General features: G+C 72.1%; 24 protein-coding genes. 13 read left to right on the forward strand and 11 right to left on the reverse strand.

What is annotated here, in order from left to right; all coding sequences use genetic code 11:
• Positions 1-229 precede the first annotated feature (229 nt).
• From IF09_RS0115835 to IF09_RS0115845, 3 genes are all read left to right on the forward strand, one after another.
• On the forward strand, positions 230-796 hold the full coding sequence (locus IF09_RS0115835; RefSeq protein WP_030296112.1) for a PadR family transcriptional regulator: 567 nt from the start codon (positions 230-232) through the stop codon (positions 794-796).
• Positions 797-866: 70 nt separating this feature from the next.
• Positions 867-2,588: an acyl-CoA dehydrogenase family protein gene (locus IF09_RS0115840; RefSeq protein WP_030296113.1), complete on the forward strand. Its 1,722-nt coding sequence runs from the start codon at positions 867-869 to the stop codon at positions 2,586-2,588.
• A 308-nt stretch (positions 2,589-2,896) separates the two neighbouring features.
• A complete protein-coding gene (locus IF09_RS0115845) occupies positions 2,897-3,856 on the forward strand; it encodes an aldo/keto reductase (RefSeq protein WP_234321010.1) in 960 nt (319 codons plus the stop codon).
• A gap of 48 nt (positions 3,857-3,904) precedes the next feature.
• Here IF09_RS0115845 and IF09_RS0115850 read toward each other — a convergent pair whose 3' ends face one another.
• Positions 3,905-4,171, reverse strand: a complete 267-nt coding sequence (locus tag IF09_RS0115850; RefSeq protein ID WP_030296115.1) for a hypothetical protein — start codon at positions 4,169-4,171, stop codon at positions 3,905-3,907.
• Entirely contained in the window at positions 4,168-4,350 is a 183-nt protein-coding gene (locus IF09_RS0115855) for a hypothetical protein (protein WP_030296116.1), read from the reverse strand. Before IF09_RS0115855 ends, IF09_RS0115850 begins: the two co-directional genes overlap by 4 nt.
• Positions 4,351-4,459: 109 nt before the next feature.
• On the opposite strand from IF09_RS0115855, the gene IF09_RS0115860 reads away from it, so the two are divergent.
• Both IF09_RS0115860 and IF09_RS41755 read left to right on the forward strand, forming a co-directional pair.
• Positions 4,460-5,095, forward strand: a complete 636-nt coding sequence (locus tag IF09_RS0115860) for a TetR family transcriptional regulator (RefSeq protein ID WP_030296117.1) — start codon at positions 4,460-4,462, stop codon at positions 5,093-5,095.
• Positions 5,096-5,224: 129 nt separating this feature from the next.
• Positions 5,225-7,027, forward strand: coding sequence for a protein kinase domain-containing protein (locus tag IF09_RS41755; RefSeq protein WP_051832495.1), 1,803 nt, complete (start codon positions 5,225-5,227; stop codon positions 7,025-7,027).
• An 87-nt stretch (positions 7,028-7,114) separates the two neighbouring features.
• On the opposite strand, the gene IF09_RS0115870 is transcribed toward IF09_RS41755, so the two are convergent.
• Positions 7,115-7,642, reverse strand: coding sequence for a hypothetical protein (locus IF09_RS0115870; protein ID WP_158709984.1), 528 nt, complete (start codon positions 7,640-7,642; stop codon positions 7,115-7,117).
• A 437-nt stretch (positions 7,643-8,079) separates the two neighbouring features.
• Here IF09_RS0115870 and IF09_RS0115875 point away from each other — a divergent pair, with 437 nt between their 5' ends.
• The 3 genes from IF09_RS0115875 to IF09_RS0115885 all read left to right on the forward strand — a co-directional run bounded on the left by IF09_RS0115875 (position 8,080) and on the right by IF09_RS0115885 (position 11,465).
• The gene (locus IF09_RS0115875; protein ID WP_030296123.1) at positions 8,080-9,378 is read left to right on the forward strand and encodes a flavin-dependent oxidoreductase; all 1,299 of its coding nucleotides are present in this window, start codon (positions 8,080-8,082) and stop codon (positions 9,376-9,378) included.
• Complete coding sequence (locus IF09_RS41760) at positions 9,375-10,352, forward strand: hypothetical protein (RefSeq protein ID WP_051832497.1); 978 nt, start codon at positions 9,375-9,377, stop codon at positions 10,350-10,352. The genes IF09_RS0115875 and IF09_RS41760 overlap by 4 nt, the downstream gene beginning before the upstream one ends.
• A 96-nt stretch (positions 10,353-10,448) precedes the next feature.
• Positions 10,449-11,465: a quinone oxidoreductase family protein gene (locus tag IF09_RS0115885; protein WP_158709985.1), complete on the forward strand. Its 1,017-nt coding sequence runs from the start codon at positions 10,449-10,451 to the stop codon at positions 11,463-11,465.
• Positions 11,466-11,481: 16 nt separating this feature from the next.
• Here the strand turns inward: IF09_RS0115885 and IF09_RS0115890 are convergent, their stop codons facing one another.
• Positions 11,482-12,429, reverse strand: a complete 948-nt coding sequence (locus IF09_RS0115890; RefSeq protein WP_051832502.1) for a hypothetical protein — start codon at positions 12,427-12,429, stop codon at positions 11,482-11,484.
• A 2-nt stretch (positions 12,430-12,431) separates the two neighbouring features.
• The gene (locus IF09_RS44705; protein WP_030296131.1) at positions 12,432-12,827 is read right to left on the reverse strand and encodes a hypothetical protein; all 396 of its coding nucleotides are present in this window, start codon (positions 12,825-12,827) and stop codon (positions 12,432-12,434) included.
• Positions 12,828-12,917: 90 nt separating this feature from the next.
• On the opposite strand from IF09_RS44705, the gene IF09_RS0115900 reads away from it, so the two are divergent.
• Entirely contained in the window at positions 12,918-16,601 is a 3,684-nt protein-coding gene (locus IF09_RS0115900; RefSeq protein ID WP_158709986.1) for a CHAT domain-containing protein, read from the forward strand.
• Between the two features lie 26 nt (positions 16,602-16,627).
• Here IF09_RS0115900 and IF09_RS0115905 read toward each other — a convergent pair whose 3' ends face one another.
• Positions 16,628-16,816: a hypothetical protein gene (locus tag IF09_RS0115905; RefSeq protein ID WP_030296133.1), complete on the reverse strand. Its 189-nt coding sequence runs from the start codon at positions 16,814-16,816 to the stop codon at positions 16,628-16,630.
• Between the two features lie 255 nt (positions 16,817-17,071).
• On the opposite strand from IF09_RS0115905, the gene IF09_RS43035 reads away from it, so the two are divergent.
• Entirely contained in the window at positions 17,072-17,629 is a 558-nt protein-coding gene (locus tag IF09_RS43035; RefSeq protein ID WP_030296135.1) for a DUF4232 domain-containing protein, read from the forward strand.
• Positions 17,630-17,729: 100 nt separating this feature from the next.
• A complete protein-coding gene (locus IF09_RS0115915) occupies positions 17,730-18,266 on the forward strand; it encodes an LppU/SCO3897 family protein (protein ID WP_051832506.1) in 537 nt (178 codons plus the stop codon).
• Positions 18,267-18,349: 83 nt separating this feature from the next.
• Here the strand turns inward: IF09_RS0115915 and IF09_RS0115920 are convergent, their stop codons facing one another.
• From IF09_RS0115920 to nadE, 5 genes are all read right to left on the reverse strand, one after another.
• Positions 18,350-18,565 (reverse strand): hypothetical protein, encoded by a 216-nt coding sequence (locus IF09_RS0115920; protein ID WP_030296139.1) that lies wholly within the window; start codon positions 18,563-18,565, stop codon positions 18,350-18,352.
• Between the two features lie 154 nt (positions 18,566-18,719).
• Positions 18,720-19,154 carry a hypothetical protein gene (locus IF09_RS0115925; protein WP_324606848.1) on the reverse strand — a complete coding sequence of 145 codons (435 nt, stop codon included), beginning with the start codon at positions 19,152-19,154 and terminating at the stop codon, positions 18,720-18,722.
• A 278-nt stretch (positions 19,155-19,432) separates the two neighbouring features.
• A complete protein-coding gene (locus tag IF09_RS0115930) occupies positions 19,433-20,152 on the reverse strand; it encodes a hypothetical protein (RefSeq protein ID WP_030296143.1) in 720 nt (239 codons plus the stop codon).
• A 141-nt stretch (positions 20,153-20,293) separates the two neighbouring features.
• Complete coding sequence (locus IF09_RS0115935; protein ID WP_078613276.1) at positions 20,294-20,956, reverse strand: serine hydrolase domain-containing protein; 663 nt, start codon at positions 20,954-20,956, stop codon at positions 20,294-20,296.
• A 181-nt stretch (positions 20,957-21,137) separates the two neighbouring features.
• A complete protein-coding gene (nadE, locus tag IF09_RS0115940; RefSeq protein ID WP_030296146.1) occupies positions 21,138-21,968 on the reverse strand; it encodes an ammonia-dependent NAD(+) synthetase in 831 nt (276 codons plus the stop codon).
• Positions 21,969-22,107: 139 nt separating this feature from the next.
• Between nadE and IF09_RS0115945 the strand changes: the two genes are divergently transcribed.
• Positions 22,108-22,842 carry an ArsR/SmtB family transcription factor gene (locus IF09_RS0115945; protein WP_030296148.1) on the forward strand — a complete coding sequence of 245 codons (735 nt, stop codon included), beginning with the start codon at positions 22,108-22,110 and terminating at the stop codon, positions 22,840-22,842.
• A 63-nt stretch (positions 22,843-22,905) separates the two neighbouring features.
• The gene (locus tag IF09_RS0115950; protein ID WP_037634909.1) at positions 22,906-23,844 is read left to right on the forward strand and encodes a DMT family transporter; all 939 of its coding nucleotides are present in this window, start codon (positions 22,906-22,908) and stop codon (positions 23,842-23,844) included.
• The last annotated feature ends 23 nt before the right edge of the window (positions 23,845-23,867 follow it).

The raw sequence follows: 23,867 nt of genomic DNA on the forward strand, positions 1-23,867 counted from the left end.
TCGGTGAGTTCGGTCGAAGCGCAGGTAATATTTCACATGTCACAGGTGACGGCTAGAGTGCCGGAGCTGTGAGGCGTTCGCCGCGGTGGCGCGCCGCCGTGAGTGGCCCGGACGTGTCCATCCGGTCCCGCTTCCGGGTGCGGGCCGCCCCGCCGGCCGTGCGTGAGCCGCGTCTCACCCGGGCGCTGCGGCTTGTCTATGCAACGAGTTGCATAGAAGGATCGGGGGTATGGCGCTCGAACACGCGATCCTCGTCTCGCTGCTGGAGAAGCCGGGTTCAGGCTACGAGCTGGCCCGGCGCTTCGAGCGGTCCATCGGCTATTTCTGGACCGCCACCCATCAGCAGATCTACCGCGTCCTCAAGCGCATGGAGGCCGACGGCCTGCTCGCCGTCCGTGAGGTGGAGCAGCAGGGCCGGCCGGACAAGAAGGAGTACTCCGTCGCCGGCCCCGGCCGCGCCGCCCTCTCCCGGTGGCTGCACGAGCCGATCGAACCCGAGAGCCTCCGGCACGACCTCGCCGTGAAGATCCGCGGAGCCGCCTTCGACGACCCGGCCGCACTCGTCCACGAGGTCGAGCGGCACCGCCAGGTCCACCGCGACCGACTCGCCCACTACCTCGCCGGGGAACTGCGCGACTTCACCGGGCCCGAGGCCCCCGCACCACCCGACGCCGGCCAGGAACTGCAGCACGTCGTGCTCCGCGGCGGCATCGCGTACGAACGCATGACGATCGCCTGGCTCGACGACGTGCTCGCCACCGTCCACCGGCTCGCCGCGCACCGCCCGCGCAGCTGAACCCTCCCCTCCCCGCGTCCGGAACCAGCACCCTTCACCCCTCGACCCGACCCTCGGAAGGCGGACCTCCATGGCCGACGCCCTGCTGTTCAACCCGCGCACCTACGACCCGCAGCACTTCGACCCCGAGACCCGCAGGCTGCTGCGCGCCACCGTCGACTGGTTCGAGGAGCGCGGCAAGCGCAAGCTGATCGAGGACTACCGCACGCGCGCCTGGCTGGGCGACTTCCTCGCCTTCTCCGCCAAGGAAGGCCTGTTCGCCACCTTCCTCACCCCGGCCTCCGCCGCCGACGGCCACGCCGACAAGCGCTGGGACACCGCCCGGATCGCCGCCCTCAACGAGATCTTCGGGTTCTACGGCCTCGACTACTGGTACGCGTGGCAGGTGACCATCCTCGGCCTCGGCCCCGTCTGGCAGAGCGACAACGCCGCCGTCCGCGCCCGCGCCGCCGAACTCCTCTCCCAGGGCGAGGTCTCCGCCTTCGGCCTGTCGGAAAAGGCGCACGGCGCCGACATCTACTCCACCGACATGCTGCTGGAGCCCGACGGGAACGGCGGATTCCGGGCCACCGGCTCCAAGTACTACATCGGCAACGGCAACGCAGCCGCTCTCGTCTCCGTCTTCGGCCGCCGCACCGACGTCGAGGGCCCGGACGGTTACGTCTTCTTCGCCGCCGACAGCCGCCACCCGGCCTACCACCTGGTGAAGAACGTCGTCGACTCCTCCAAGTACGTCAGCGAGTTCCGCCTCGAGGACTACCCGGTCGGCCCGGAGGACGTCCTGCACACCGGCCGCGCCGCCTTCGACGCCGCCCTCAACACCGTCAACGTCGGCAAGTTCAACCTCTGCACCGCCTCGATCGGCATCTGCGAGCACGCGATGTACGAGGCCGTCACCCACGCGCAGAACCGCATCCTGTACGGCCGCCCCGTCACGGCCTTCCCGCACGTGCGCCGTGAGCTGACCGACGCGTACGTCCGTCTCGTCGGGATGAAGCTGTTCAGTGACCGCGCCGTCGACTACTTCCGCACCGCGGGCCCCGACGACCGCCGTTACCTCCTCTTCAACCCGATGACGAAGATGAAGGTGACCACGGAGGGCGAGAAGGTCGTCGACCTGATGTGGGACGTCATCGCCGCCAAGGGCTTCGAGAAGGACAACTACTTCGCCCAGGCCGCCGTCGAGATCCGCGGGCTGCCCAAGCTGGAGGGGACGGTCCACGTCAACCTCGCGCTGATCCTCAAGTTCATGCGCAACCACCTGCTGGACCCCGCCGAGTACGCGCCCGTCCCGACCCGCCTCGACGCGGCCGACGACGACTTCCTCTTCCGGCAGGGCCCGGCCCGGGGCCTCGGCTCCGTACGCTTCCACGACTGGCGCCCCGCCTTCGACGCGTACGCGGCCCTGCCCAACGTCGCCCGCTTCCGCGAGCAGGCGGACGCGCTGTGCACGTTCGTCACCACCGCGGCCCCCGACGAGGAGCAGAGCCGCGACCTGGACCTCCTGCTCGCCGTCGGCCAGCTCTTCGCGCTGGTCGTCCACGGCCAGCTGATCCTGGAGCAGGCGCAGCTGACCGGCCTGGACGAGGACGTGCTGGACGAGCTGTTCGCGGTCCTCGTCCGCGACTTCTCCGCGCACTCCGTCGAGCTGCACGGCAAGGACTCCGCCACCGAGGAGCAGCAGGACTGGGCCATGGGCGCGATCCGGCGTCCGGTCATCGACGCAGCCCGCTCCGCCCGGGTGTGGGACCGTGTCGAGGCGCTGTCCGGGGCGTACGAGATGGCCCCGTAACGCCGGCAGCACAGCAGCCGCTCCGGCCCACCACCGCGACGCCCGCGCGGTGGTGGGCCGAGCCGTCACCTCGGGCGGCCGCCCCCGGCCCGGGGACGCGGCCCGGCCCGTAGCGTGGTGGCATGACTACGAAGCCGACCCGTGCGAGCGGACCGAAGGTGCCGCCCTCCTACCCGCCCAGGACACCTCCGCCGCAGAAGAAGCCCGTGGAAGCCCCGCGCCCCCGGCCCGCCACGAAGCCGGCGGCCCGGACGCCGGCCCGCGGAGCCCGGATACGGGGCGGCGCAGCGACCTCGTAGGGTGGCCGGATGGCGATCACACCACCGGAGAAGGACGGCACCCGGCTGCTGTACGGATGCATGGCGCTCGGCGGCAGCTGGGACACCGATACGTACGGCCCCGCCGACATCGATGAGGCGGAGGCGGCGATCGCGGCGGCGCTGGACAGCGGAATCGACACCTTCGACCATGCCGACATCTACCGGCGCGGCAAGGCGGAGGCCGTCTTCGGAGAGGTCATGGCCCGCACCCCCGGCCTCCGCGAGCGGATCGTGCTCCAGACGAAGTGCGGGATCCGGCTGGCGGACGGCGACCTCCCGGGCATGTACGACCTGCGCGGCCCCTCCGTCGTCCGGCGCGTCGAGGAGAGCCTCGGCCGCCTGCGCACCGACGTCATCGACGTGCTGCTCCTGCACCGGCCCGACCCGCTGGCCGCCCCGGAGGACATCGCGGCGGCCCTCACCTCGCTGCGGGACCAAGGACTGGTCCGCCGGTTCGGCGTCTCGAACATGAACGCCGCGCAGATCGCCGCCCTCCAGCGGCATCTGGAGTTCCCGCTGGTCGCCAACCAGTTGGAGATGAGCCTGGACCGGCGGGACTGGCTCGAGGACGGCGTCGTCGTCAACACGGCCGCGGCGGCGGGCAACGGCTTCCCGGCCGGGACGCTCGAGTACTGCCTGGAGAACGGTGTCCGCCTCCAGGCCTGGGGCGCGCTGGCGCAGGGCCGGTTCACCGGCCGGCAGGAGAGCCCCGAGCAGCATGCAACGGCCCGCCTCGTGCGGTCGCTGGCCGATGCCAAGGGCACGACGCCGCAGACGGTACTGCTGTGGTGGCTGCAGCGGCATCCCGCACGGGTGGCCCCCGTCGTGGGCAGCGGCCGCCCCGAGCGGATCCGGGCCTGCCGCGACGCGGCGCTGCGCGAACCGGACCTCACGCACGAGGAGTGGTACGAGCTGTGGATCGCCGCCCGCGGAGCCCCGCTGCCGTAGCGGGGCCGCCCGGCGGGCCGGCGGTGTGAGGGTGTCAGGGTCCGGCGGTCAGATGCTCCACGACCAGGTCTGGTCCGCGCTGACCACCCAGGCGAGGACGACGAGGTCGGCGACGCCCAGGGCGAGACCGAGCCGGGCGCGCCCGGGACGGCTCGTACCGCGGTGCAGGGCGAGGGCGGCGAGGACGATCGCGGTCGGCCCGAGGAACAGGTTCATCGCGAGGAGGCCGATCAGGCCGAACACGAACGAGGCCACCGCCATGCCGTCGGCCTGACGGACGACGGGGGCGGGGAGCGCGGTACCGCGGGAATTCATGATCGTCCTTCCTGTCGGCCGGTCGGTCGGTGGCGCCGGGTGGTCCGCTCGCGCACCGCGAAGACCAGCAGCCAGCAGGCGATCGCGGCGGTGGCGGCGAGGGATATGTCGACGGGCACATGGGCCACGGTTCCCAGGACGACCCCCATCAGCATGAGGGCCGCTATCAGGAAGAGCATCGTGCTACCTCCATCGTGCTCACTCCAAAAATAGGAGACAGTTGTGCACTGACTGCTCAGTCTAAATGCAAGCGCGGGGATTCGGGGAATCGGGGGTTGACTTTTCGTCATGAGTGAGACCATCGGGGCACGCCAGGCCCAACGGCACAAAACCCGCAGGGCCTTGCTGGACGCAGCGCTGTCGCTGCTGGAGGAGCAGGGCCTCGGCAGCCTCGGCCTGCGGGAGGTGACCCGCGTCGCGGGAGTCACCCCGACAGCCTTCTACCGGCACTTCCGCGACACCGAAGAGCTCGGCATCGCGCTGGTGGACGAGGCGTTGCAGAGCCTGCACGGCACCGTCCGCTCGACCCTCACCGCCTCCGGAGACGCGGAGCAGCGGATCGACACGACCGTGGGCCTGATGGCCGAACTCGTACGGGAGTACCCCGGGCACATCCGGTTCATCGTGCGGGAACGGCACGGCGGCGTGCGCCGGGTGCGCGAGGCGGTGGCGGGCCAGCTCGACGCGTTCGCCGACGAGGTGGCCGAACGCCTGGGCGCCGATCCGCTGAGTGCGGGCTGGAGCGGGGACGACCTGCTCATGCTGGCACGCCTGTACGTCGACCACATGGTGATGACGGTTTCCGCCTACCTGGCCGCCGGCCCGGAGGGCGAGGAGTGGGCGGCGGTCACGCGTACCGCCCGTCGCCAACTCCGGCTGATCCACACGGGGCGGCTGAACTGGACCCCCGAACGGCTCCGCTAGCGTCGTCCGATCACGATTGATCACGATTGATCACGATGTCCGACGGGGACGTGGAAGCTCGCTAGCGCCCAAGTATCCTCAGCCGGACGGACTTTGGCTGACCACCAGCGAACCGGGACAGGGGCAGATATGTGGGGGCGGGGGACGGTCCTCGGGGACCGGTACACACTGGCCGAGCGGATCGGCGGCGGTGGCATGGGGGAGGTCTGGCGTGCCGACGACGACGTGCTCAGACGGCAGGTCGCCGTGAAGGTCCTGCTTCCCGCGCTGCTCGACGACGTCTCGTTCGCGGCGCGGTTCCGCCGCGAGGCCACGGTCCTCGCCTCGCTCAGCCACCCGGGCATCGTCGACGTGCACGACTACGGCGAGAGCCGGATCGAATCCGGTGAGCAGGTCGCGTACATCGTCATGGACCTCGTCGAGGGGCGGACGCTGCACGAGGTCCGCGCACAGTCCGGGCCCCTCCCCGTCGAGCAGGCGCTCGACATCGCAGGGCAGGCCCTCGACGCACTGCATGCCGCGCACCTGCAGGGCGTCACGCACCGCGACATCAAGCCGTCGAACCTGATGCTGGGCGAGGACGGCCGGGTGACGGTCACCGACTTCGGCATCGCCCGTTCCAGCGCGGCCAGCACCGGGATCACCGACTCGCACGCGGTCCTGGGGACGGCGCTGTACATGGCTCCCGAGCAGGCGGAGGGGCTCGGCGCCATCGCCGCGTCCGACCTGTACTCCATGGGCGTGGTCTGCTTCGAGCTGCTCACCGGCGAACCGCCGTTCACGGGCGAATCGGTCGTCGAGATCGCGCTCAAGCACATCAGGGAGCCGGTTCCGGACCTTCCGGCCGAATTCCCCGAGCCGGTACGCGCCTTCGTCGCCAGGGCACTGGCCAAGCGGCCCGAGGAGCGGTACGCCGACGCCTCGGTGATGGCTGCGGCGGCGCGGCGCGCGGCGGCCGGGCGGCCGCTGGGCGAGCTGGACGCACCGGCGGGACCGGTCGTCGCGGAGACCGCCCCGGCCGCGGGGGCCGGCGCCGAGCTGCGGCGGTCGTGGCGGGATCGGCTGCGCATCCCCGCGTCCGTCTCCGCACCGCTTGCGATCGGGTTCAGTGTGACGATCACGGTCTCGGTGGCCGTCACCGTCTTCTACATCGACCCCGGTGCGCGGCATGCCGATGCGAGCGGGCCCGGGCAGCACCCCTCCACGTCCGTGTCCGCGCCGGCTTCCGGCAGCGGGAGCCAGAGCCCCGGCGCGTCCCCCCCGGGGAGCGCGGCGGCCGGCACGCCCGATGCCTCGCCCCCGCCGCCCGGCGGCGAGATCCCGGGCGCGCAGGGCGGCGGTGGGGCCGCCGCCGCGGGCGGCGTGGGCGGCGCGGCGCCGGTCCCGGACCCCCAGCCCGCCGCAGGCGGTTCCGGCAGCGACGGGAGCCGGCCCGGCTCGGGGCCGAGCGGCGGCGGGGGAGGGGGCACGCCCGGAGGCTCGACCCCCGGAGGATCGGCCAACGGCGGGTCCAATCCGCCGCAGGGCTGCGGCGGAGCGAGCTGGGGTGCCATCACCAACGTCGGCGACGGGCTCAAGATCGGCTTCAGCGGCTCCGCCCCGCAGGGAAACGCCAAGGTGATCATGGGCGGCACCACCGCATTCGGCTGGCTGCACGAAAAGAGCAACTACGACAGCTTCAAGACGTGCGGCTCGAACGGCATCGCGATGGCGCGGGCGCTCACGCAGTTCAACGAAACCGTCCGCGTCGAGCTCGCCGGCCCGTTCGCCGGAGACGTGTGGTGGAACCTGGAGAAGGCCCCCGCGGCGGGCGCGTACTACATCAAGGACATCTCGTTCCAGGGCGGGTGCCTCACGGACAACGGCGCCGGCAACCAGCTGACGGTGGTCGGCTGCTCCGGGAGCAAAGCCCAGCAGTGGCGGATTCCGTAGCGGACGCACGAATGGTCCGCGGCATCACGAAGGACTCCCCGCCTCGTCAGCAGCAGTACGCCGAGGCGGGGAGCCCGCGGGCGGGGATCAGCCGTTCGGCACCGCCACCGAAACGGGCCGACGGGCGGACCGCGTCATTCCGCCGTCCACGTGGTTCGCCCTGAGCGCTGCGTACGCGCTGGACAGCGCCTGCCTCCGGACCGGGCGCCGCTCGGCGAACGCCGTCAGGTCGCCCGCGCACTGCAGTTCCCATCGCGGGAAGCGGCGCCGGGACATCGCCACGGAGGCGCTGGGGGCGAAATACAGCATGGTGGTGTTCTCGTGGGGGTTGTGCGCCGAGCCCTCGTACACCATTCGGCCGCTGGTCTCGAGGCGGTCCGCCAGGCGGGCGAGCGCGCTCGCGTCGGGCCTGTCCATGAACAGTCCGACGTGGTTCTCGAAACCGTGGACCCGCTCCTGCGCCCCCACGTCGTCCGTGTAGCCCGGGCTGCACCGCGGGAAGAGGAAGACCTCGACCTCCGGTGCCAGGCCGCTCGTGACGCGCAGCCGCGTCACCCGTATGTCCGCATCGTCCGGGAGCCAGTGACGCTCCACCAGACGGCGCTTCACCAGCACGCTCGGTATGGTGGTCGATGCGGGCCAGCCGTTTTCCTCGAAGTACTCGAGAGCGGATTCCACTGTTTCCGGGAACAGTAGCGTTGCGCAATGCGACACCACGCATCCGCTCTTGATTTCCCGTTTGAGATCACCCGGTATCCAGGGTGGCAGGAGAGCGTCCAGTGATTTTTTGGAGGCGTGGAGGGCGTAGTCAACAGCATGCTGGAGGCGCTGGACGTCGCACGGTTCGAACGTCACTTGATGCATGTCGCAGCCTTTCTGTTGCCGACACCTGATTAAAGCCATGTCACCCATCAGGCGGCACTTGGCCGTAGTCTGATCGGGTGAACGTAGGTTTCTGACCTGCGCATCTTGACGTCATGCAACCGTGGTTGTACTCATCGGTGAACTACCGCACTTTCAGCGGAAGGCGTCTTTCCCAGGAGGTAGAGGGCATGTCTCCGTACGGCCGAAAGAATTCTCCGCGCATCGTGATAGCCGGTGCCGGAATTGGCGGACTGACAACGGCCTTGAGCCTTCATGCGGCAGGCCTGGACGATGTGCTCATCCTGGAAGCGTGTCCGAACTTGCGCGCGGTCGGTGCGGGAATCAATCTGCAGCCCGCCGCCGTGCGCGAGCTGACCGAACTCGGTCTGGCAGAGGCCCTCGACGACGTCGCGGTGGCGACCGGCCGGCTGGAGTACCACCACCGCTACGGCGGCCTGATCTGGTCGGAGCCGCGCGGCCGCGCCGCCGGCTACAACTGGCCGCAGTACTCGGTGCACCGGGCGGACCTGCAGGACATCCTGCTGGCGGCGGTCCGGGACCGGCTCGGCCCCGAGGCGCTGGTCACCGGAAACCGCCTCGTACGGTACGAGCAGGGCAACCGGCACGGCCGGCCCACCGTACGGGCGTACGTGGCGGGACGGCCCGGCCCGTTCTCCTGCGACCTGCTCGTCGGCGCGGACGGAATCAACTCCGCCGTGCGCGCGACCATGTATCCGGACGAAGGACCGCCGCTCGGCAACGGGATATCCATGTGGCGCGGGGTGACCGAAGGGCCGCCCTTCCTCGACGGGCGCACGATGGTCATCGTCGGCTGCAACGCGCGGGTGAAGGCCGTGGCCTATCCCGTCTCCCGGGCCGACGGGAGCGGGCGGTGCCTGCTCAACTGGGTGGTGGAGAGCCGCACCGACGAAGGCCTGGGCGAGGAGGACGCGCGGGGCGGGGCCGACTGGGACCGCGCCGTACCGCCGCAGGAGGTGCTCGCACACGTAGCGGGCTGGCGCAGCGACTTCCTCGACCTCCACGGCATCATCGCCACGGCGCCCCGCATCGGCCGGTACCCGATGATCGACCGCGACCCGCTGCCTGCCTGGACGGACGGCCGCGTCGTCCTGCTCGGCGACGCCGCCCACCCCTTGTACCCGACCGGCTCCAACGGCGCGTCGCAGGCCATCGTCGACGCCCGCGTCCTCGCGTACGCGCTCGCCCACCACGACGTGGACGAGGCCCTGGCCCGGTACGAGGCGGACCGCCGCCCGCAGACCACCCTCCTCCTCGCCGCACACCGCCGCCTGGAACCCGACCCGGTCCTCCGTCAGGTGGAGGCCCTTGCCCCGAACGGCTTCCTCGACATTCGCCACGTCCTGCCGGAGGACAGGCTGGACGGCATCAAGTCCTGTACGCGCCAGGTCACCGGCGTGGACGCCACCGCGCTCAATGCGCGTTCCTCCTGGAGCGTCGCCGTATGAACGGTTTCCGTCTGCGTTCCACCTCCGCCGCCGCGCTCGCCTCCGCCGCACTGCTGGCGGCGTTGGTGTCCGCCACCGGACAGCACGCGGCCCCGCCGCCGCCCTCCGGCTCCGCCGCGCGCCTGCCCGACTGCGCCGGCAACGCAGGCGGCGCGGTGTGCTCCACGTACGGTCCCGCCGCCCGCCTGGGCCGCGGCACGGTCCGTACGTACGGGGAGTACCAGAGCGGGATCCCCAGAACGCTGGGAGTCTCCCTGACCGCCCCGGCCGTCACCGCCCTGCCCACCACCCCCACCGACGGCAAGCACTGCTACGACGCGGACGCCGACGGGAGCCTCGACGACACCCACGAATGCGTCGGCGGCCACAGCCTGGAACTCGCGCTGCCGCCCGCCCCGCCCGCCGCGGCCGGCCTGCCCTTCCAGTGGGTGCTGTTCAACTGGAACCCGCACGGCCACAACCCGCACGGCCGCTACGACGTCGCCCACTTCGACGTGCACTTCTACCTCGTCCCGCGCGAGGTCCGGTCGGGGATCAAGACCGGCGGCTGCGCCCTGCTGATCGCCTGCGACCAACTGGCCACGGCCGGAAAACCCGTCCCGGCCGCGTACGTGCCGGCGGGCTACCCCGCGAGCAGCCCGCAGACCGCGGAAGGCGCCATGGGCGCGCACCTGGACAGCCGCCCCCCGTCCACCGGCACGCTCAGCGGCCAGACCTTCATCTACGGGGCCTACGCGGGCGACCTGATCTTCATGGAGCCCATGCTCACCAGGGACTTCCTCCAACGGCACCGCACCTCGGCCGGCCACCGCACCTGCGAGGCCGTTCCCCAGCCGGCGGCCTGGCGGATCCCCGGCTGGTACCCGACGCGGTACTGCACCGCCTACCGCCCCGACGAGGGCGACTACACCGTCTCCCTGACGGACTTCGTCCACTCGGCCGGGGCGCACCGCCTCGCCACGGCGGTCCGGTGAACCCCTGCCGCGTGGCGCAGCGGGCGCGTCCGGCGGGGAGCCGTCACAATCGGGCTGTCCGTCATGCCGCCTAGTCACCCATTTGGGGGCCAGTTCATGTACGCAGCCGTGGTCCACGCCCTGGGGCAGCCTCCCCGGTACGAGTCCGTGCCCGAGCCCACTCCCGCGGCCGGCGAGGTCGTCGTCGAGGTGCTGGCCGCCGCGCTGTACCCGCTGGTGCGCTCGTTCGCCTCGGGTGGCCACTACACGGGTGGCGATGCGCTTCCGCTCATCCCCGGGTTCGACGGGGTGGGCCGGACCGCGGCCGGTGAACTCGTCTACATCCCGGGGCTGGAGCCCCCGCACGGGACGATGGCCGAGCGCGTCGCCGTACCGGCCACCGCCCTCATGCCCGTACCGGAGGGCCTCGACCCGGTCACGGTCGCCGCCGTCATGAACCCCGGGTCCTCCGCATGGATCGCGCTGCGTGAGCGGAGCCGGCTGCGCAGGGGGGATTCGGTGCTCGTACTCGGTGCCACGGGCAACGCCGGGCGCGCCGCGATCCAGCTGGCCCTCGACCAAGGCGCGGGCTCCGTCGTGGCGGCCGGGCGAGACCCGCTGGCCCTGGAGGCCGCGGCAGCGCTGGGCGCTCACCGTACGGTCACCCTCGAGGGCACCGACGAGGACATCGCGGCCGCTTTCGGCGCGGCGGCCGCCGACGTGGACATCGTGCTCGACTATCTGTGGGAGCGGCCTGCCGAGCTGGCGCTCGACGGAATCCTCCGCCACCGCGCCGATCTCACCCGAACCCTGCGTTGGGTGCAGGTGGGCTCCGCGGCCGGGGCCGACATGACCGTGCCGTCCGCGTGGTTGCGCAAGGGGGACGTGAGCGTCTGCGGGAGCGGACTCGGCTCGATCTCGGGCGCCCGCCGCGATGCCGCCCTGCGCGAACTGCTCGACCGGCTGCCCGACCTGGTGCCGACCACCGAGGCGGTCGCCGTGCCGATGGCCGAGGTGGAAGCCGCCTGGGAATCCCCGCTGCGGTCCGGCACCCGGCTCGTGTTCGTCCCCGCCGGCGCCGGCGTACGGGCCTCCGGAGCGTCGGAAGCCGTCGGGAACCGGGAATCGGTCTGACGGTCGCCCTTGTCTCTCACGGTCCCCTGTCGTACGGGGGCGGCGGCGGGCTGGGTGCCAAGTGGAGGCCCAGCGCGCCCCCGACCTCCGGGGTGAGGGGGCCGGGCGGTTCCATACCGAGGGGGCCGGCGAGGTCTCGGGCGTGCAGGCGCGTGGCGGCTTCGAGCAGCGTGGCGTAGCCGTCGGCAGCGGTGCGCGTGCGCTGCCGGCCCGTGACGGCGAGAGTGGCCGCGATCACGGCCGCGGGCCACCACCACACGGCGAGGGGCAGGTACAGCAGGGCCCAGGCGGTCAGCGTGGTGGCACGGGTCAGGGCCTGGCGGGCGGTGGTGATCTCGGTCCGGGTGGTCTCCGGCAGGGCCAGCCACAGGTGGGGCCACAGGGTGGCCAGATCGAGGTGGTGGTCGCGGTCGACGCGCACGGACGCGGCGTGGATGCGGTCGCCGCTCCATGTGGGGCGGTCCGGACGCTCGGGGGATATCCGGAGCATCGCGGCCCGGGCGGAATGCCGTCCGGCGGGGTCCATGCGTTCGCCGCGGGTGCGGGCGTCTGCGGCTTCCTCCCGGTGCCGGTGCCAGGCTTCGGCCGCCGTCCGCCAGCGGTTCTGCCGGCGGACCGTGATCCGGTGCGCGAGCGCGCGGGCCGGAGCCGGCCAGGTGTACCAGTCCGTGGCGAGGTGCAGCCGTTCGGCGGCGGAGCCCAGGGCCTGTGCGAGGACCCCGACGGCCGCGGCACCGCCCAGTACCGCTGCCAGCACCACCACCTGGCCTCCGGCGGTGCGCGCGACCGGCGCACCGGCCCACGCGCTGATCTGGCCGGTCAGGCGGTCCACGGCGAAGGGATGGACCTGGCCGAGCGTCCGGGCCACGAGGGCGACCGCGAGGTAGAGGGCGCCGGGCAGCACCAGCAGGGACAGCCACCGCTCGGCAAGCTTCTTGCCCAGTTCTCCGAGCAGGGTCCCCACGGCTAGAGCCGGTCCAGGCACAGCGTTTCGCCGCTGATCGCGCAGACCGGTGCCGGTCCGCGGCCCGGCCATCCGTAGCGCGTGCACCGACGGGCGGGGCACAGGTACACCGATTCGCCGGAGCGTTCACGGTGCACACCCGCGGGACGGGTCCTGTGCTCCGCCGTGCCCCCGGTCCCTCCGTATGCGTACAGGCCCTGGCTGTCGCCCAGGGACTGCAGGACCGCATGCAGGTCGTCGACCGGGCGGGCCGTCTCCCGCCCGTCCCGCACCGCGGTGACCACCGCTTCCAGCACGGCGTCTTCTCCGGTCGGACCGCGGCGCAGACGCCCGCGGATCCGGTCCGCGTTCGCACATACGATCCCCAGCTGGCGTGCCGTCTCGTCGGCCTCGGTCATGCTTCCCCCCGGCTCGGTGTCCCGCTGTCGCGGAGCGTATCCGAGGAACTACCCGCCGCTCCACGGATCGTGGGACTAGCATCACCCCGCATGAGCGATCCGGGGGGTCCTGAGCGCGCCCTGCGACGGGCCGCAATGGAGCTGCGTCTGCAGCGGGTTGTGGAATCCCGTGACCTGGCACCGGTGTTGGAAGCCGGCGCTCTCCACGAAGCGCAGCAGCTTGCGGAGCTGCTGGACGGCGAGGAGAGCCTGCCCGCCTACCATCTGCTCGGCTGGTTCTACTGGTTCCGCCACCAGGCCGTACCCGCATCGGCAGACCAGGACCAACCCGACCTGCGCGATGCCGTGACGGCGTTCACGGCGTGTTTCCTGGCCGGTGTCGGTGATCTGCCCGAGCCGCTGCTGCCCCTCCTCGCGGAGAACGCGGCAGGGTACGCACTGCCCCTGCTGTCGGACGCATGGAAGTCGGACGACCAGGCACGGCTCTCCGGCCTGGTGCTGCTGTGGCGGCGCATCGTAGAGGCCGTCCCCGTCGGACATCCTCATCGTGCCCTCCACCTGACCGCCCTGGGGAACGCGCTGCGGCTCGTGGCCCGACGGGGTGGTCCCCCTGCAGACCTGGACGCCGCGATCGACCGGTTCCGGGAGGCGCTGTCGTCGGTCTCCGAGGAACGCAGCCGCGCCATGTACCTCTTCAACCTCGCGGACGCATTGCGCGTCCGGTACGAACGGGCCGGAGCGGTCGCGGATCTCGAGAGCGCCATCGCCCTGCTCCGGGAGGCGTTGCCGGAGACTTCGGATGGCCTCCTCTACCGCACGACGATGCTGGCCGGGCTCGGAAACCTGCTGCATGCCCGGTTCGTCCGAGCCGGAGCGGTCGCGGATCTGGACGGTGCCGTCGCCCTGCACCGGGAAGCGGTGCACGTGATGCCCCCCGACCATCCCGACCGCGCCGATGTCCTGTCCGGCCTCGGGAACGTGCTGCGGGCCAGGTTCGAGCAGGCAGGCGACATCGGGGACCTGGCGGCCGCCATCGAAGCGGGGTGGCGGTCGGTCGAGGCGGCGGGCGTCGACGGTCGCGAGCCACGGGCCGTGGCGCTGTGCAACCTCGGCAACGCGCTGAGGCTCCGTTACGAGCGGACCGGCGCCATCGGGGACCTGGAAGCCGCCATCAAAGCAGGACGGGAGGCACTGGACGCGCTGCCTGCCGGCCACCGCCATCGCCTGATGATCCTGTCCAACCTCGGGATCTCGCTGCAGGACCGGTTCGCGAGGGTCGGTGTCGTCGCAGACGCGGACGCCGCCATCGAGGTGGGGTTGCAGGCGGTGGAGGCCGCGGCAGCCGGGCATCCGGACCGCGCGATGTTCCTCTCGAACCTCGGGGGAGCACTACGGGTCCGGTTCGAGCGGATCGGCGCGCTCGCGGACCTGAACGCCGCGATCGACCGGCTTCGGGAGGCGGTCGAAGCCGTGCCCGCCGACCATCCCGAGCGCGTACGGTACCTGTCCAACCTCGGGAACATGCTGCGGGCCAGGTTCGCGCGGACCCGCGACGTCGCGGACCTGGACGCCGCCATCGAGATGGGCCGCCGGGCGGTGGACGCGGCACCTGCGAGTCATCGCCACCGCGCGATGTTCCTGTCGAACCTCGGGGGAGCACTGCAGGTCCGCTTCGCACGGAGCGGCGCCGTCGCGGACCTGGACGCCGCCGTCGTCCGCCTTCGGGAGGCGGTGGAGGCCCTCCCCGCAGATCACCCCCACCGGGCGCGGTACCTGTCCAACCTCGGCCCCGCGCTCAGGACCCGCTTCGGCCGGACCGGCGCCCGGTCGGACCTCGACGCTGCGGTCGACGCGAGCCGGCAGGCGGTGCGGACCGCCCCCGCAGACCACCCCGAGCGCGCCGTATACCTGAACAACCTCGGAGAAACGCTGCTGACCCGGTTTCAGCAGGACGGAGATGCGGCGGACCGGGACGCGGCGGTGGCCGCCTGGTCGGCGGCGTCGGCAACGGCATCGGCGACCGTGTCCCTCCGGGTCGATGCAGGGCTGTCCGCGGCACGACTGCTGGCGCAGTCCGGTGATGCCCAGCGAGCGGCCGACACGGCGGACGCGGCGGTGCGCCTGATGCCCCGGCTGGCCCCGCGCCGGCTGGAGCGCCAGGACCAGCAGCATGTCATCGGCCATACGGCAGGCATGGCCGCCACGGCCGCCGCGCTCGTGCTCGCGGCTCCGGGCGGGACCGCGGACGGACGGGCGGAGCGTGCCCTGGGGCTGTTGGAGGTGGGCCGCGCGGTACTGCTGGGCCAGGCACTGGAGACCCGCAGCGATCTGACCGACCTCCGTGGGACAGACCCCGAACTGGCGCAGAGGTTCGCCGAGTTGCGCGATCGGATGGACCAGTCGGCAGATGTGCAGATCGCCACCGACAGCGAAGGCGACGGGGTGCCACACCTGCTGCGCCAGGAGCTCGCCGTGCAGAACAGGCACCGCCTTGCGCAGGAGTTCAGCGCAGTTCTGGCCGAGATCCGTACCCTGGAGGGCTTCGCCTCCTTCGGACTCCCGCCCACCGTCGACGAACTCAGGGCCCAGGCGTCCCACGGGCCGATCGTGGTGTTCAACGTCAGCAGCCACCGCAGCGACGCACTGCTGCTCACGGCCGAGAGCATCACCAGTTGCCCTTTGCCCCAGCTCGAATACACCACGGTGATCGATCGGGTCAACGCCTTCCGGCAGGCACAGCACACGGCGTTGGCCGGAGCGGACCGGAAGGAGCGGGAAGAGGCTCAGTCCGTGCTTGTCGACGTCCTGGAATGGCTCTGGAACGCCGCCGCCGGCCCCGTACTGGACGCCCTGGGACACGAAGGTCCCCCTCCCGTGGCCGAACGGGCAAGTGACGCTCTGCCACGCGTGTGGTGGGCCCCGGGCGGACTGCTCGGACTCCTGCCGCTCCACGCCGCCGGCCACCACACCGACGCGCCGGACGACCCGCACCGGCGCACCGTGATGGACCGGGTCGTCTCCTCGTACACCCCTACCGTGCGCGCGCTGCGCTACGCCCGCGAACGCAGCCGACGGGAGGGACACGACCCCACCGCGGCCGGCCGGGCGCTGGTCGTCGCCATGCCGACCACGCCCGGACTGCCCGGGCAGGGCCGACTGCGGTTCGTCGCCGCCGAAGCCGCCATGCTGGAAGCCCGCTTTCCCGCTCCCGTCGTCCTCACAGAGCCGGACCGAGGCGGAGGACTGGCAGACCCGGAACCGGCCACCACCCCGACGAAAGCCCGGGTACTGCAGCGCCTGCCCGACTGCGCGATCGCCCACTTCGCCTGCCACGGAAGCAGCGATCCCGCCGACCCCTCCCAGAGCCGGCTGCTGCTCCACGACCACGAGGACGACCCGCTCACCGTCAGGAGCCTGGCCTCCGTCGACCTCGACCACGTCCGGCTGGCCTACCTCTCCGCCTGCCGTACCGCGGCCATCGACACCGTCGACCTGCTGGACGAGGCCATCCACCTGGCCTCGGCGTTCCAACTCGCCGGATTCCCCCACGTCATCGGCACCCTGTGGGAGATCGACGACCAGACCGCCGTCCGTATCGCCCGGGCCTTCTACGACGGCCTGAGGACCGACGCGACCGCCGTCGACCCGGACCGGGCCGCCAGTGCACTGCATGATGCCGTACGAGGACTACGGGACGGAGACGACCTGCCGCCCGGCCACGACCGCAGAAGCGCTCCGCTCCTGTGGGCGGCCCATCTGCACGCCGGGGCGTGACGGGGAGCGCATCCAGTCGCCCCTGGTCACCCCTGACTGCCCTTGAAGCCGCTGCACTCCGTGTGCTCGTTGCCCTGCGAGACGGTGTACTGGGCGTTTTCCAGGTTCATCTTCTGGAACCCGCCGTCGGCACCGATCGTGAGGGACCCGCCCGCCGCGGTCGGCGAGGACAGGAACCCGGGCCCCGGTGTGAAGCCGCTGCCGGACAGGTGCACCGTGCCGTTGGGGAAGACACCGGAGATGGAGCAAGTGGCAGCGGGGACGGCCGCCGCAGCGCCCCCATGCGAGGGAGGCAGGGGCGGCGATGAATGCGCCGGCCATCACGGGGGCGAGCACCAGCAGACGTACGCCCCGGCGTGTCGGTCGGGGGCGACAGGGCGCGTGCCGTGCCGAGGGCGCAGGGGGGTGGGACGCTGGAAGGAGCCGGGCCCGAGCTGTGGGCCGTGCCGTGGAAGCGTGGAGGACAACCCATGAAATGCGCAACGACAAGTGGCGCGATCAAGGTCTCGTCCGTACTGCTCGTGGCGGGCGCCCTGGCCGGAGGTCTCTTGGCAGGCGCCGGTACCGGCGCGGCGGCAGCCGGGGACGCCCTGCGACGGGCCCCGGCGGCCCCGTGCACGAGCAGCCAGATCGTTGCGGACAGCGCGCAGCGGACCGATTCCACCCATGTGCTGATCACCGTGACCAACCAGGGTTCGAAGCCGTGCGTACTGAACGGCTTCCCCACCGTGGCTCTCGCGGGCCAAGGCTCGCCGGACAAGAACAGGCCCCTTCAGGTCGCCCCTCAGGGGAAGGCGCGGCCCGTGCAGCTGGCGGCCGGAGGCCAGGCCGCGACGCGGCTCACCTTCACACCGGTACTCGGTGAGGCGGACGGCTACTGTGACTCCGGCGCCGATCCCACCGTCGCACCGTCGATCGTGGTGGGTGTCGCGGGAGGCAGGTACCAGCTGGCGCCGGACGACGGCGGCGAGTTCGCGCTGTGCGGCAACGGCGTCCGTGCCACGGCTTTCCGCGCGGCGGGTTCCTGACACCGCGTTGCCGTGGACGCAATGCGGCTCGTGACGGCAGGTTGATATAGCGTGCGCACGTCAAACACGCACGATGCACACGCCCACGGGGGATTCCCACATGACCTATCCGCCTCAGCAGGGCCCCGGCCCGTACGGCCAGCCTGTCCCGAACGGACAGCAGCCGCAGGGGTACCCGCCCCAGCCGGGATACGGATATCCGCAGCAGCAGGCCCAGCCCCCTTACGGCGCGGCGGCACCCCAGCAGTACCCGCACCCGCAGCAGTTCGCGGCTCCGCCGACGCCGCCCGCCCGGCGCGGCGGCATGGGGATCATGAAGATCCTCAAGATCATCGCCGGTGTGGTCGTCGTCATCATGATCGCGGTCGGCTACTTCGCGAGCCGCGACGACGCGGACAAGGCGAAGGTCGGGGACTGCCTGACGAACAAGGGGAACACGGTGACCCCTGACCTGCAGGTGGTGAAGTGCGGCGGCGCCAATGCCGAGTTCAAGGTGGTCCAGGTGATCCCCGACACGCTCGACACGAACCAGTGCCAGGGCAAGTCGGACATCGGCTACCAGGAGCAGATGAGGGGCTCCCGGCGCAGCTCGGGCAAGCAGTTCGTGCTCTGCATCGACAAGATCAAGAAGAGCTGACCGAGCCGCCCCGGCTCGCCTCCACGCAGCCGCCCCGGAGCCGGCAGGTTCCGGGGCGGCTGCGGCTGTTGGGGCTGCGCGCGTCAGGATGTCGTCGTGCTCGTCGTACTCGTCGCGAGCGGCGCCGGGCGGGCCGGGGCGGGCGGGGGTGTGCGGCGGGCCGGGCGGAAGCCGAGGACCAGGACCACTGCGCCGATCAGCGCGAATCCCGCCGTCCACAGGGCGCCGACGTGCATGGCGTGGATGAACGCGGCGTCGGCCGCCTTCGCGAGGGAGGGGTCGTGCGTGGCGGCCGCCACGTGCCTGGCGAGCTCGGCCGAGACCCGGGCCTGTTGACGGACCGGATCCGGCAGGCCGGTCAGCGAGCCCTCGATCGAGTGGCGGTAGGCGATCGAGGTGATCAGAGGAGGCCGACTACCTGATCAGCGCCCGCCTCGGCGGGTGAAGCGTCCCTCAGTACACGAGCTTGTACGTGACGTCCTTGGGGGCCGGGGACGGTGCGTGGTCGGGGTAGAAGAGCCGGATGGTCGTGAAGCGCTGGACGTCGGGGTGCCCGGGCCAGGGCTCCGGCTTGCTCAGGGTCACCGTGACCGGGTAGGCGCGGAAACGGCCGGCCGCGCAGTAGGGGTTGCAGTCGTTCACCATGTCGGTGCCGGTGGCCGTCGCCTTCCGCGGCCCCCAGGTGTCCCAGCTGAGCCGGACGAGGCGGTTGTTCCCGTCGCCGCAGGCCAGCAGGTACTCCTCGGGGCGCACCTGGGCCTCGGAGGAGCAGTCCACGACCACGACCGGTTCGGGATCCGGTTCCGGAGCGGCCCGGGTCTGCGCGGAGGCGGGTACGGCACCCACCACGAGGGCCGCAGCCGCGCACAGCAGGGTGGCCGTCCGCACGCTCCGCACCCCGGCTCGGGATGCACGAGCGAGTCCGCCGTCTCCAGAAACGTCCACGGGACCTCCTCGGGTCATCCGTCCGCCGTCGGTGCTGCACCCGTCCCAGCTTCCCCCATCCGGACGTAGCCCGCACCCGCTGCGGCGCGGGCCGAGCGGCTCACCCGCCGCCTGAAAGAGCCCCCGGTCTTGCGGAGAGGGATGCTTCAGACGGTTCGGGCGCCATGCCCGATTGCCGGCAGACCCGCTCCGCGGCGGCCGGGCGGAGGTCCTGACCCGGTTCAGGAAACTCCGTACCACTGGCTGGCCCAGCCGGTGTTGATCGTGCTGGTGGACTGCTCGGCGAGGTTCAGGGTGGCCGGGAGGGAGGTCTGGCCGGTCAGGAGCGTGCTGTAGCGGAGGTTCGGCGGGGTCAGGCCCGCGTTGACCGAGATCCCGGCGCCCGTGGCCTTGAGGGTGAGGGCGTTGGTGGCCCAGTTGCCGTTGAGGAGGAGGGCGACGAAGTACGTCCCGGGTGCGGCGGTGAACGGCTTGGCGAGCGGCAGCGGCTTGGCGATCGCGTCGGTCATCAGCTGCGGCGAGATGTCCGCGGTGGACGCCCGCAGGGCGCCGGTGGCGTCGTAGACGCCGAGGTAGCACTGGGAGAGCTGGGCGTTGGGGTCGACGCCGGCCAGCCCCAGCCAGATGTTGGACCAGGTGATCTGCTCGCGCAGCACGATCCGTACCAGGGTGACGCGCCCGCCGACCCCGGCGGCGGACTGGGCGGTGACGTGCCCCGCGTCGTTGGGGTCACCGGTCCAGGCGAGGAGGTTCTGGTCCTGGGGGCGGGGCCCCTCGTACCCGGAGCCGCTGCCCGGCGCCACGGGGGCAGGAGCGGTCGCGACCGCGCTGCCCGGCTTCTCCTTCGGGCTCCCACCGGGCGAGGTACAGCCGGTCAGGACGAGCAGTGCCGCGAGTGCCGCGGCGACGCCGGTCGAGACGGTGGTGGTACGGGTGCGCATGGTCCCCCCATGAGGTGCAGATGTGCCGAGGGGACATGGTCACACGGGCACTCGCCCGCTCCCCGCGCGAGGTCCCGTAACGGGCGGACGACGGCCCGCCGGCCGTGGCACACGCTCAGGTCGCGGTGCCGGGCCGGGGGACTACTTCTGCGCGGTGCCCACCGGGGCGGGCCAGAGGTGACCGGGGGTCACGATGGAGGTGACCGCGTTCCCGATCAGGCCGGACAGGTTCTTGCCCTGGTGGTCGATGTCGCTGTTGACGAGCACGACCAGGGTGGCCTTCTCGGCGGGGAGCTGGGCGGCGATGGTCTCGTAGCCGGGCAGCTCCCCGTTGTGACCGAGCCAGCCGTTGAAGTCGAGGATGCCGAGGCCGTACGAGGCGCCGGGGACGATCCCGGTCGGGAGCGTCCGGAGCCGTTCGGCCTGCGTCTTCTTGGTCAGCAGCCGGCCGTCCGCGAGCGCCGGGGCCCAGGTGTGCAGGTCTTCGAGATCGGAGATCACGGCGCCGGCGGCCCAGGCCCAGCTGGGGTTCCAGTCGGTGGCGTCGGCGACGGTGCCCTCCGGGGTGAAATCGGTGTACCCGTGGGCATGCGGGTCGGGCATGGCGCCGTCGCCGGGGAGCGAGGTGTCGTTCAGTTTCAGCGGCGCGAACACGTGATCCCGGAGATAGACGTCGAGGTTCTGCCCGCTGACCTTCTCGACCAGCATCCCGAGGAGGACGGTGTTCGTGTTGCGCAGCGCCACGGCGGCGGGCACACCCGCCGGCCGGACCCGGCGCCCGCGCAACGAACGACACCTGCCCATGACCGGTCACCTCTGCCCAGGCTCGACGGAAGAATTCCCCGAACCCCCGAGCGGCTCCATCAAGCGTAGGAGCGCCGCCCGCCCGTCGCGATTCGCCGGGCGGGCGGCGGGCAGCCGGCTCCGCCGGCCGGTACGAGGGCGACCCGGCCTGCTGCGGGCCGACGCCCGACCCGTCGCGGCCTTACGGGGCGATCGGCAGCTGGCGCTTGTGGTCGGTCTGGCGGTAGCGGCGGACGATCGTGTCGAAGGCGCGCTCGTCGACGGGCTTGCCCTCGAGGAAGTCGTCGATGTCGTCGTACGTGACACCGAGGGCGTCCTCGTCGGCCTTGCCCGGGTCCAGCGTCTCCAGGTCTGCCGTCGGGGTCTTCCAGACGAGCGCCGCAGGGGCACCCAGGGCGTCTGCCACGGCGCGTACCCGGCGCTTGGTCAGGCCGGTCAGGGGGACCAGGTCGGCCGCCCCGTCGCCGAACTTGGTGAAGAAGCCGGAGACGGCCTCCGCAGCGTGGTCGGTGCCGACGACCAGGCCGTCGTGGGCGCCGGCCACCGCGTACTGGGCGATCATGCGCTGGCGGGCCTTGATGTTGCCCTGCACGAAGTCCTGGTGGTGGGCGTCCCGGAAGACGGTGCCACCGGCGAGGGCGGCCTCCAGCGCGGCGTCGCTGGCGGGCTTGACGTCCACCGTCAGGACCCGGTCCGCCTTGATGAAGCCGAGCGCGAGCTGCGCGTCCTGCTCGTCGGCCTGGACTCCGTACGGCAGCCGCATCGCGTAGAACGTCGCCTCGTGGCCGCTCTCCCGGGCCCGCTCCACGGCGAGCTGGCAGAGCCGTCCGGTCGTGGTGGAGTCCACGCCGCCGCTGATCCCGAGCACCAGGGAGCGCAGGCCGGTGGAGGTGAGCCGGTCCGCCAGGAAGGCCACCCGGCGCTCGATCTCCCGGTGTGCGTCGAAGGTCTCCGACACCTGGAGTTCCCGGGCGATCTCCTGCTGCAGAACGGTGGACGCCGGCCGGCTCACGGCTGCTCCTCGTGGTCGATGGTTGATCGTCGTGCGCTGTCCCGCCGACCCTAGTCGAAGCGTCCGGCCCGCCGTCAGTCGGCTGCTGCCTCGGCCTGATCGTTCGCTTCCCACCGAACTCTTGAGGCATCCTGGAAGCATGAACGCCTTGCATCCCGAGACGCCGGCCGACGGCGTCGCCCCCGCAGCGCGCCTCGCCGCCTTCGCCGCAGCCCTGGCCGATGAAACCCGGGCCGCCATCTGCATGACGCTGCTCGAGGGGCGTGCCTGGACGGCGGGTGAGCTGGCCAGGATCACCGCGGTCGCGCCGTCGACCGTGAGCGGCCATCTGACGCGCCTGCTGGATGCGGGGCTCTGCGTCACCGAGCGGCAGGGCCGCCACAGCTACGTGCGGATCGCCGACGCCGCGACGGCCCGCCTCGTCGACGAGCTGGCCTCGTACGCGGTCCCCGACCGGGACGCGGCGCATGCGGTGCCCGTGGTGGCTGCGCCCGACCCGCTGGCCCGCGCCCGGACCTGTTACGACCATTTCGCGGGGCGGCTCGGGATGGCCGTGACGGACGCCATGGAGCGGCGCGGGCTGCTCCGCACCGACGGGGTCTTCGAGCTGACGGAGGCCGGACGCGAGTGGTGTGCCGGGGCGGGGGTCAGCCTCGTCCACGAGGGGCGCAGGCCGCTCGCCAGCTCCTGCCTGGACTGGACCGAGCGGCGTCGCCACCTGGGGGGCCTGGCCGGGGCGCGGCTGTGCGCGCGGGCGCTCGGCGAGGAGTGGGTGGTGCGGCCGGCGGCCGGCGGGCGGGGGCTGGAGGTGACCGAGGCCGGCGAACGGGCCTTCGGTGACCTGCTGGGGATCGGCGCCGAGGCCTGGAGCTGAGCCCGAGCGTCCGAAACAATATTTCGGTGGACGCCGAAGTGTTGAGCTCGTAAGGTGGTGCCCATGACGTTCCGCCTGCACTCGATTCCGCCCGGCGTCCTCACGGTCGGCGCCGTCTCCTTCACCGTGTTCGCCTGGGCGTCGGCCTTCGTGTCCATCCGCAGCGCGGGTGACGCCTACTCGCCCGGCGCCCTGGCCCTCGGCAGGCTGCTGGCCGCCTCGCTGGTGCTCGCCGCCCTGCTCGTGATCCGCCGCCAAGGCCTGCCGCCGCGCGGCGCCCGGCGCGGAATCCTGGTCTCCGGGGTGGTCTGGTTCGGCGGCTACACGGTCGCGCTGAACTGGGGCGAACGGCTGGTCGACGCGGGTACGGCGGCGCTGCTCGTGAACACCGGGCCCATCCTCATGGCCCTGCTCGCGGCCCGGCTGCTCGGCGAGGCGCTGCCGCCACGGCTCCTGGCCGGCATGGCCGTCTCGTTCGTCGGGGCGGTGGTCGTCGGCCTGTCCATGTCGTCCGGCGGCGACGGCTCGACCTCGGTGCTCGGCGTCGTGCTGTGCCTGCTCGCGGCAGTGGCCTACGCGAGCGGCGTCATCGCGCAGAAGCCCGCGCTGTCCTTCGGGACGCCCCTGCAGATCACCGCCTACAGCTGCCTGACCGGAACCGTGGCCTGCCTGCCGTTCACGGGGCAGCTGGTAGCGGAGCTGCCGAGGGCGCCGGTGTCGGCGACGCTCAACATGGTCTACCTGGGTGTGGTGCCGACCGCCCTCGCCTTCACCACGTGGACCTACGCCCTGGCACGCATGCCGGCCGGGAAGCTGGGCGCGACGACCTACGCCGTCCCGGCCATCGTCGTCCTGCTGAGCTGGGCCCTCCTGGGCGAGGTCCCCGCCTGGCTGACCCTGCTCGGCGGGGTGCTGTGCCTGGCCGGCGTGGCGGTGTCCCGTCACCGGCCGCGCATCCCGATGGATGCCGCGGCCGGTATGCAGACTTCCGGTACCCGGTGATGTCCGGGACGGCGAAGGGCCGG

This window comes from Streptomyces katrae (assembly GCF_000717655.1).
GTDB lineage: Bacteria > Actinomycetota > Actinomycetes > Streptomycetales > Streptomycetaceae > Streptomyces > Streptomyces katrae_B.